Genomic DNA, 9225 nt, shown 5'->3' on the forward strand with positions numbered 1-9225 from the left:
GCCAATCGCCATAGGTGCGGCAGCCAGCACCGCCACCAGCAATATTTTCCCGTATGGCACCTTGCCCAGCTTCAGCGGGATCGCCAGCCCCATCCCCTCCGGGATGTTATGTACAAACAACAAGATAGCAAGCCCCGCCCCAAAGCCGGTCGCAGCCGTCAGTCCGCTGCCGAGCGCAAGCCCTTCGGGCAAATTATGTACACCGATACCAAGCGCCAGCAGCAGCCCCGAGCGCACCAGGCGCTTTTGCTTCAGCCCTGCAATAATGCTGTCGTCGTGCTCGGAAGGCACGTCGTAGTGCGGCAGCAGCTTGTTGATAAGCAGCATCACAAGCGCTCCCAGCAACAGGAACACAAGCGTCACCCACCACGCAGCCGCCTCCAAAGATTCCGGCAGCATATCAAACAATACGATCGCAAGCATGATCCCACCGGAAATCCCCATCAATACGGCGGATATCCGGTTGTTTTTTACCCTGATGAAAAATGTCGCCACCGCACCGATGCCCGTTCCGAGCGCACCCACAAGCGCACCGATCAGCGTTGCATAAAATATCGTATCCATTTCAAATTACTGTGCGAGCTTTTTCTGCCTTTCGTCTAATATCAACGCGTCGATCATCTCGTCCATGTCTCCGTCAAGAAAAGCCTCCAGCTTATAAAGCGTCAGGCCGATCCGATGATCCGTCACCCTCCCCTGCGGGAAATTATACGTACGGATCCGCTCGCTCCGGTCGCCCGAGCCCACCTGGCTTTTCCTGTTTTCCGACATTTCACTGTCCGCCGCATCCTTATATAGATCATATAAACGCGATACAAGTACTTTCATCGCTTTTGCTTTATTTTTTATTTGTGATTTTTCATCCTGACAGGTAACGACCAGCCCGGACGGGATGTGTGTAATGCGCACCGCGCTGTCCGTCGTATTGACGCTTTGCCCGCCGTGCCCGCCCGAGCGAAACACATCAACACGCAAATCGTTCGGGTTGATGTTCACTTCCACTTCCTCCGCCTCAGGCAGCACCGCCACCGTCGCAGCAGAAGTATGGATGCGCCCGGAGGATTCCGTGTCCGGCACACGCTGTACACGGTGCACGCCGCTTTCGTATTTCAGGCGGGAATACGCGCCCTTGCCGGCAATCGAAACCACCAGTTCCTTCACGCCGCCAAGTTCCGTCACATTAGAAGAAAGCGTCTCCATCGTAAACCTGTGCCGCTCCGCATAGCGCGTATACATGCGCAGCAGGTCTCCCCCAAAGAGCGCGGCCTCGTCGCCGCCCGTGCCAGCGCGGATTTCCAAAATAACGTTCTTATCGTCATTTTTGTCCTTCGGAATGAGCAAGACCTTGAGCTCCCCCTCCATCTCGTCCTTTTGCTTCAAAAGCTGCTCCAGTTCTTCCTTTGCAAGCAGCAGGAACTCCTCGTCGTTTTCCGTTTCGATGATCTCTTTGTTTTGTGCGATATGGTCAAGCACCACTGCATACGCATCATAGGCAGCCGCGATATCCGCGATCGCGGATTGCTCCTGCGCCAGCGCGCGGAATTTATCCTGATTGCCGATCACTTCCGGATCGGAAAGCTCCTTAGAAAGCACGTCATAGCGATCCTTGATTTTTTTCAGTTTTTCCTGCATACATTACCCCTCATAAACGGTCGCAGTCGCGCTCACAAAACGCGGCCTGCCACTCAAATCATAACCAGTATTTATCTTAACAAATCCATTTTCTTTTAGCAAGGCGCATACACGCTCCGCCTGCGTATCGCCGATCTCCAAGACCAGCGCGCCGCCCGCATTCAAATACCGCGGCGCTTCTTTTGCCAAACGCTCATAAAACGCGTACCCGTCCCGATCCGCCCACAGCGCCAGCCTCGGTTCATATTTCTTCACTTGTGTTTCCAGTCCCCGGTAGTCATGGTCGCTGATATACGGCGGATTGCACACGATCAGGTCAGTTTTTTCCACGACCCGCTCAAACAGATCGCCCTGCAAAAAACGGATGTCCGCATCGCCTGCCAAAATCTCCTTGTTCTGTTTTGCCACAACGAGCGCACCCTGCGAGACGTCTGACAGAAACACCCTTTCAAACGAACCTTCGAGCGCCAGCGTGACGCCGATTGCGCCGCTGCCGCAGCACAGGTCGAGCGCCGTTTGGTATCCGTTTTCACGTGCCAGCAGCAAAGCCTCCTGTACCACACACTCCGTATCATAGCGCGGGATCAGCACGCGCTCATCCACCAAAAAAGACCGTCCGTAAAAATATTTTTCACCAATCACATAGGCGACGGGTTTGCCTGTGAGCCTTTGTGCAACAAGTTCCCTGATTTCGTCCTCTTGCTCGCATACATCGAAAAAGCGCAGGTACAGCTGCGAAAAATCACCGCCGTACACATGCGCTAACAATACCTTTGCTTCCGCCTCCGCTTCCATCAAGCCCGCTTCCGCAAGTTTTTTCTTTGTCTGTATATATACTTCGTTCCAGTTACTCATTGGTTTGCGCAGCGCCGCCCACTTCCGCCGGCTCTGCCTCTGCCGCAGCCGCAAAATCAGCCGGAGACCCGTCAATCTTATGGCTGAAGCTGCGCGCCATCTCATCGATTTCCTCATCCGTCTTTTTGCCTTCCGCCGCAAGGAACGAAATAAGCGCCACCTCGATCATGCCGTCGTCCGGCTCGCGCGTCGTTAAGTACTGCAGCGCCATGCCTGGCTTCCTCAAAGCCATCGTGAACTTATTGTCGTACTTCGCCACCAGCTTGAGCACCTCATAAGAAACGCCCGCAACGATAGGAAGCATCAACAGCCGCAGCCCGATACGGACCGCCCAGTTTTCACTCCAGCCAAGCAACGTAAAGAGCAAGATCGAAATGATCATCACGATCAGAAGAAAGCTCGTTCCGCAGCGTGGGTGCAGCCGCGTATTCTGGCGCGCGTGTTCCACATCCATAGGCATATCGTGCTCAAAGCAATTGATGACCTTATGCTCCGCGCCATGATAGCCAAACAATCGCTTGATATCCTTCATGTTGGAGATCGCCGCCAGATAGATGATGAACATCCCCACGCGGATCAGCCCGTCGATCAGGTTCTTGCCGAGCGCGCTGTCCACATAAGGCGTGATCCACCCCGTGATCAGGTTGGGTAAAATAAAGAACAAGCCCACAGCGATCACAAGTGCGATCACCACCGCAAAAAAGATCGCCACGTCCATCGAACTTTTGCCCGTCTTTTTGGCGATAAACTCATCTGCCTTCGATGGCTCCATCTCCGTATCTTCCGGATCGTACATCTTTGCCGCGTCCGTGATGGTCTTGACGCCCATAATAAGCATTTCAACAAAGCTCACCACCCCGCGGATGATGGGCACGCCCAGTATTTTATATTTGGTGGAAAGCGACTGCGACGCCTGCTTTTGCGTCACGACTTCCCCGCTCTCCCGCCTGACGGCGATTGCCGTCGTTTCCGGAGAGCGCATCATCACGCCCTCAAGAACGCCCTGCCCGCCGATACTTGTACGTTTCATTCATTCCTCTTTCTGCGATACAAAAAACAGACCGTAAGAATCCCTTCCAACGGTCTGTAATCTCTTACCACGCGAATATCACGAAATAAGCGGCATTATTTGATGCCGTATCTCTTCTTAAATCTATCCACACGACCGCCTGTGTCAATCAGCTTCTGTCTTCCTGTGAAGAACGGATGGCATTTCGAGCAAATATCAACTCTCATTTCCGGCTTTACAGAACCGGTCTTGAATGTCTCACCACAAGCACACGTTACTGTGCATTCGCCATACTTCGGATGAATTCCTTCTTTCATTCCATCTCACCTCTTTTTCCAAAACTAGCATTATTTATTATAGCACGATAAACGTAAAATGCAACTGTTTTTTTGATAATTTTCACAGTTTCTTTACACTTTCCTCTGTTGCCCTCCCCGTCCGGATAACATATAATGGATGCATGAAGAATCCGGCGTTCCGTGTGAAGGAATACAAAATTTACAGCGACAAGATTGCCTCCCCCATACGGATCGCGCACATTTCCGATCTGCACGAAAAGGAATTTGGGGAAACGAACTGCGTTCTTTTCGATGCAATTGAACGTTTGCAACCGGATATGATCGCCATCACCGGCGATATGATATACGATACTTACACAAAACAGCCGAACAACACATACATCGAAAACATCGCCGCATGGGCTCCGCAGGTTGCTCCATCCTTTTTTGTGACAGGCAACCACGAACGCGTGTGGCCGGAATACGTCAAGGATATCTTTGTACAAAATGGCGTGACCGTGCTCGAAAACAAGTATGTGCCCTTTAGGGCGAACGGCGTAACGATCGAAGTGGGCGGTGTGGAAGACCCGACCGTAGACAAGTATGGCTATCAAAAATTACACTTCCCGCAGGACGGCCGTTTTCACCTCTTGCTGGCGCACGATCCGGCTCCCTTTGAAGACGGCTACGTAAAAACGGGCGCAGACCTTGTGCTGTGCGGCCATACGCACGGCGGACAGATCCGTTTTCCGGGTGGCAAAGCGATCATCTCCCCCGGCGACCATCGTCCGTTCCCCAAATATTCGGACGGCCTTTATACAAGCGGAAGCACTCAAATGATCATCAGCATGGGGCTGGGCGTCAGCGTGATCCCTTTTCGTCTTTTTGCCCCGCGCGAGATATTGCTCATACATTTATTGCCTCAAAACGAAAAATAGGACGGTAAACTATTATGGAACAAAAAACATACGATATCGTTTCCATCGGCGAGATTTTGATCGACATGACGCCGCACGGCGTATCCACTGAAGGCCAGCCGCTTTTTGAGGCCAACCCCGGCGGCGCTGTCGCCAACGCGCTTGCTATGGCTGCTTCGCTCGGTTCTTCTTGCCTGCTTATGAGCAAGGTCGGAAACGATTCGTTCGGACGCATGCTGCTTTCGGCTGCAAAAAAGGCGGGGCTCGATCCATCGGGCATATTGACCGATGCTTACATCCCAACGACGCTTGCGCTCGTGAGCCTCGACGAAAACGGCGAACGCGACTTTACCTTTTACCGCAAACCCGGCGCAGACATCATGTTCCGCAGCGACGATATCGCCTACGACGCGATCGCAGGCGCGCGCATCTTTCATTTCGGTACGCTTTCCCTTGTCGACGCACCGTGTAAGGAAGCGACCATCGCCTGTGTTGAGCACGCCAAAAAAAGCGGCTGTCTCGTGTCGTTCGATCCAAACATCCGCTTGTTTTTGTGGGAGGATACGGAGGCGCTGCGTGATGCCATCCATTACGGGCTGCAAAACTGCGACGTCCTCAAGATATCTGACGACGAGATCTTATACTATACCGGCGAAGCCGAGCTGGAAGGTGCGCTTTCAAAGCTTTGTCGCTCCTATCCCAGCCTAAAGCTCATTTTCGTCACCTGCGGCGAGCACGGCTGCCTTATGCACCACGGCGGTACGCATACCCGCATACCTGGCTGTGTGCAGGAGAACATCATCGATACGACTGGCGCGGGCGATTCGTTCATGGGGACATGCCTGCATTACATCGCCAAAACCGGTCTTGCATCGCTTACCACCCAAGCCCTCACCGCCATCGTCTCACGCGCAAATGCCGCCGCTTCGCTTGTCATCGGGCGCAAGGGCGCGTTTTCCAAAATGCCGCGCTCACGGGAGGTCGAAGCGCTCCTCAAATAACCGAAATTCCTTAAGCCGCATATCACTGTATGCGGCTTTTTTTGATTTTTTCTTTTCATATTGGGTATATATAAATCATCCAAAATACAGGAGAAAAAGAAAATGGTGCAAAGAACAAGCCCGGAATACTACGCAAAACACAAGTGGTCTATCCTAGCGGTACTCATCTTTATGCCGTTCATGGCTACGCTCGACGGTACGATCGTCAATGTCGCCCTGCCCGTGATGGTCAAGGATTTGCACACGGATATGGAATCCATCCAGATGGTCGTCATCGTCTACCTGATCGCGGTCGTCGCCTCCATCCTGCTTTTCGGAAGGCTGGGCGACATCAAAGGCAAGGGCAGGCTGTTCATGTTCGGTACGGTCGTGTTTACGCTTGGTTCGCTGATGGCAGGCCTTTCGCATGATTTAAATACGCTCATCGTCGCGCGTGTCATCGAGGGCATTGGCGGCGCAGCAGCCATGGCCAACAACCAGGGCATCATCACCGAGGTTTTCCCCTCAAACGAACGCGGACGCGCGCTCGGCATATCGGGTATCGCCATTGCGCTAGGCACCATGCTCGGCCCCCCGCTCGGCGGGCTGATTGTCACCTATCTAAACTGGAATTATATCTTCCTGATCAACGTACCCATCGGCGTGATCGGTTTCCTCCTTGCGTTAAGGCTTTTGCCGCGCGGCGAAAAAACACAGCAGAAGGTGGATTATCGCGGGGCGGTCACGCTTGCTGCGGCAGTCATCCTCTTTTTCTTTGCCCTCTTAACAGGCGAGAATGTCGGTTACGACAAATATTACATTATATTATGCTTTGTTGCTGCGGCAGGCCTCGTCTTTTTGTTTTTGTACTTCGAGCGCAGACGGCAGCAGCCTATCGTCGACCTGTCCCTTTTCAAAAACCCACTGTTTACGCTTAGCATCATCTGTGTGCTCATCCAGTTTTTCGCCCTGAGCGGCATCAGCATCATACAGCCGTTTTATATCGAAGACGTACTGAAAATCAATCCCGGCTCCACCGGGCTTGTGATGATGAGCCTGCCCATCGCGATGGGCATTATGTCGCCCATCTCCGGCTATATCTCCGATAAGGTCGGCGCGGCAAAAGTCACGCTTGTAGGGCTTGTGATCATGACGGCGGGGCTTGCATTGCTCGCAACGATGACGGCGACGGAACCCGTCTATAAGCTCGTTATCTATTTGTGCATCGTGGGGCTTGGCGCAGGCATTTTCTCTGCGCCCAACACATCGCTCATTATGTCCACCGCCCCCAAAGAAAAGCTCGGCATCACCGGCAGTATCAATGCCTTCACACGCAACTTCGGCAGCGTCACAGGCATCGCGCTTCTCACTACCTTATTATATTCACTGATGAGCGCAAAGGCCGGGCATCATGTGGAAGGGTATGTTGCAGGCCGTCCTGATATTTTCGTATACGGCATGCAGACCGTATACACAATCGGCGTTATCATCCTTGCCGTGAGCGTGGTGCTCACAGTCGTGCGCCTGTTCCAGGATAAAAAGCAGAAAAAAGCGGCCTGACCGCTCAATCATAAAGATTTTTGCTTTCAAAAAGAGCGCTGCAGCGCTCTTTTTTTCATTCATAAATTTGTTACTTTTCCTTCAAAATTTGTTCAACTGCAGTTCAAGAATTCGTCACTTTCAAGCTTTATCATTAAATTGTAAGCAACAACGGGAACGACGGATTTATCATATATTATGAAGACTACTAAGGAGGCTTAAAACAATGAACAATTTTTATAACAATGAAAACGATGCTCTGCAGGATGTACCGGGTTTCATGAACCAGAATGCAAACGTCCCGCAGGACAATTATTATAATAACAGCCACTATCCTGTCCGCTTAGACGACCCCCAGTTCTCAGGCGGAGGTGCGGACGGAGGCAGCAAAAAACCAAAGAAAGAAAAATCGCCCTTCCTGACCAAGAAGGTAGCGGCAGTGGTTCTCACCGCTTGTATCGCGACCTCGGCATTTCTTGGGTTCAGCGCCGGACGGATCAATAATACAGCGGGTTCGGTAACTGGCGGCAGTACGGATAACGGCGTCGTCCAGACAGCGGCAGACCTAAATAGCGGCGAAGACCTCTCAGTCTCGCAGATCGTTGAAAAATCCGCAAACTCCATCGTGGAGATCACGACCGAGGTCACCCAGACCAACCAGTTCATGCAGCAGGTAACGGGCGAAGCGGCAGGCAGCGGCGTCATCATCTCGGAGGACGGCTACATCGTAACGAACAACCACGTAGTAGAGGACGGCAGCAAATTCACGGTACGCCTCAAAAACGGCGAAAGCTACGAAGCAAAGCTCATCGGGCGCGACCCGCAAATGGATCTCGCGGTACTGAAGGTCGAGGCAGAAGGCCTCACGCCCGTGACGTTCGGCAGCTCATCCGCGCTTGAAGTAGGCGATATGACGGTAGCGATCGGCAACCCGCTCGGCACACTCGGCGGCACGGTCACCAACGGTATCGTAAGCGCGCTTAACCGCGAGCTCAATCTGGGCGATACGACAATGAACCTGATCCAGACCAACGCAGCCATCAACCCCGGCAACTCGGGCGGCGGCCTGTTCGACGGACAGGGCAACCTGATCGGCGTCGTGGTTGCGAAATCCGGCGGTACAAACATCGAAGGCCTCGGCTTTGCGATCCCGATCGACGATGCACGCACTGTGATCGACAGCCTGATCGCTGACGGCTATGTCAAAGGCCGCATCGAAACAGGTATGAGCTTCATAGACATTGCTTCCGAGCAGGAAGCGGCGCTCTACGGTCTTTCCGCAACAGGCGTATATGTCTCGTCGGTAACGGAGGGTTCCGCGGCGGCACAGATCGGCGTCAAAGCGGGCGACCGTCTGGTGGCGATCGACAATCAGGAAGTGACAAGCGCATCTGAAGCAAACGATATCTTAGACGGCCACGCCGTCGGCGATACGATCAATATAACGGTAGAACGCTCGGGCAGGACAGGTTCTGCAGACATCACGCTCAGCGAATACGTACCGGCGTAAGTTCAATATTTGTTCATAGTTACTTCATGAAGACTTCACATAAAAAGTCTAACATGAATATAACGAAACAAACGAGGAGGGCGTGCCTATGAAATGAAGAAAAACTTTGAAACATAACCCCACCCAAACAGAACCTACAATTAATATATATCATCTGAGAAACATCCACCGTAAGGTGGATGTTTCTTTTTGTCCGTTTTAATTATTAAATTATCTTAAGAAAGTCTTCAGGTTTTATTCCGCTTCGGTTCATCCCCTGTTCACATTGCCCCTTTATAATGAAAACAAGTTAATCGAAAGGAGAAACTGCCTATGTAGCACAACAACCGATCTTCTGTCTCTACCAACTAACCAACAAGCAAGAATAAAAATCAATCTTGGTGAAAATACTGTCCATCCGCCGAAGCTTTGCACAATATAAAGAGAGCTTCTGAAAAAGCACCAACGATGATACATATATGGAAGTTTTCTTTGAAAAAGCAAATGCCTATCGGCGGATATGACA

The 9225-nt window shown here is 52.1% G+C and carries 9 protein-coding genes; 4 read left to right on the forward strand and 5 right to left on the reverse strand.

Annotated features, from left to right (window positions below; all coding sequences use genetic code 11):
- The 5 genes from VB081_RS08655 to rpmE form a co-directional block, all read right to left on the reverse strand.
- Positions 1-564 (reverse strand): ZIP family metal transporter (locus tag VB081_RS08655; protein ID WP_323400424.1); only part of this gene is annotated, 564 nt, incomplete at its 3' end.
- Between the two features lie 6 nt (positions 565-570).
- Positions 571-1632 carry a peptide chain release factor 1 gene (gene prfA, locus VB081_RS08660; RefSeq protein WP_323400425.1) on the reverse strand — a complete coding sequence of 354 codons (1062 nt, stop codon included), beginning with the start codon at positions 1630-1632 and terminating at the stop codon, positions 571-573.
- 3 nt (positions 1633-1635) lie between these two features.
- Positions 1636-2487: a peptide chain release factor N(5)-glutamine methyltransferase gene (prmC, locus tag VB081_RS08665; RefSeq protein ID WP_323400426.1), complete on the reverse strand. Its 852-nt coding sequence runs from the start codon at positions 2485-2487 to the stop codon at positions 1636-1638.
- Complete coding sequence (locus tag VB081_RS08670; RefSeq protein ID WP_323400427.1) at positions 2480-3517, reverse strand: DUF1385 domain-containing protein; 1038 nt, start codon at positions 3515-3517, stop codon at positions 2480-2482. The genes prmC and VB081_RS08670 overlap by 8 nt, the downstream gene beginning before the upstream one ends.
- 95 nt (positions 3518-3612) lie before the next feature.
- Positions 3613-3813 carry a 50S ribosomal protein L31 gene (gene rpmE, locus VB081_RS08675; RefSeq protein ID WP_323400428.1) on the reverse strand — a complete coding sequence of 67 codons (201 nt, stop codon included), beginning with the start codon at positions 3811-3813 and terminating at the stop codon, positions 3613-3615.
- A 143-nt stretch (positions 3814-3956) separates the two neighbouring features.
- On the opposite strand from rpmE, the gene VB081_RS08680 reads away from it, so the two are divergent.
- The 4 genes from VB081_RS08680 to VB081_RS08695 all read left to right on the forward strand — a co-directional run bounded on the left by VB081_RS08680 (position 3957) and on the right by VB081_RS08695 (position 8720).
- Complete coding sequence (locus tag VB081_RS08680) at positions 3957-4712, forward strand: metallophosphoesterase (protein WP_323400429.1); 756 nt, start codon at positions 3957-3959, stop codon at positions 4710-4712.
- Positions 4713-4726: 14 nt separating this feature from the next.
- Positions 4727-5692, forward strand: a complete 966-nt coding sequence (locus VB081_RS08685; RefSeq protein WP_323400430.1) for a carbohydrate kinase family protein — start codon at positions 4727-4729, stop codon at positions 5690-5692.
- A gap of 102 nt (positions 5693-5794) precedes the next feature.
- The gene (locus tag VB081_RS08690; RefSeq protein WP_323400431.1) at positions 5795-7231 is read left to right on the forward strand and encodes an MFS transporter; all 1437 of its coding nucleotides are present in this window, start codon (positions 5795-5797) and stop codon (positions 7229-7231) included.
- Positions 7232-7436: 205 nt separating this feature from the next.
- On the forward strand, positions 7437-8720 hold the full coding sequence (locus tag VB081_RS08695) for a S1C family serine protease (protein ID WP_323400432.1): 1284 nt from the start codon (positions 7437-7439) through the stop codon (positions 8718-8720).
- The last annotated feature ends 505 nt before the right edge of the window (positions 8721-9225 follow it).

The sequence above is a fragment of the Christensenella sp. genome (assembly GCF_034927525.1).
In the GTDB taxonomy this organism is placed as follows: Bacteria; Bacillota; Clostridia; order Christensenellales; family Christensenellaceae; genus Christensenella.

Coding starts and splice junctions, on each gene's coding strand:
- prfA (WP_323400425.1), bottom strand. CDS start 1,632: ATGCAGGAAAAACTGAAAAAAATCAAGGATCGCTATGACGTGCTTTCT.
- prmC (WP_323400426.1), bottom strand. CDS start 2,487: ATGAGTAACTGGAACGAAGTATATATACAGACAAAGAAAAAACTTGCG.
- VB081_RS08670 (WP_323400427.1), bottom strand. CDS start 3,517: ATGAAACGTACAAGTATCGGCGGGCAGGGCGTTCTTGAGGGCGTGATG.
- rpmE (WP_323400428.1), bottom strand. CDS start 3,813: ATGAAAGAAGGAATTCATCCGAAGTATGGCGAATGCACAGTAACGTGT.
- VB081_RS08680 (WP_323400429.1), top strand. CDS start 3,957: ATGAAGAATCCGGCGTTCCGTGTGAAGGAATACAAAATTTACAGCGAC.
- VB081_RS08685 (WP_323400430.1), top strand. CDS start 4,727: ATGGAACAAAAAACATACGATATCGTTTCCATCGGCGAGATTTTGATC.
- VB081_RS08690 (WP_323400431.1), top strand. CDS start 5,795: ATGGTGCAAAGAACAAGCCCGGAATACTACGCAAAACACAAGTGGTCT.
- VB081_RS08695 (WP_323400432.1), top strand. CDS start 7,437: ATGAACAATTTTTATAACAATGAAAACGATGCTCTGCAGGATGTACCG.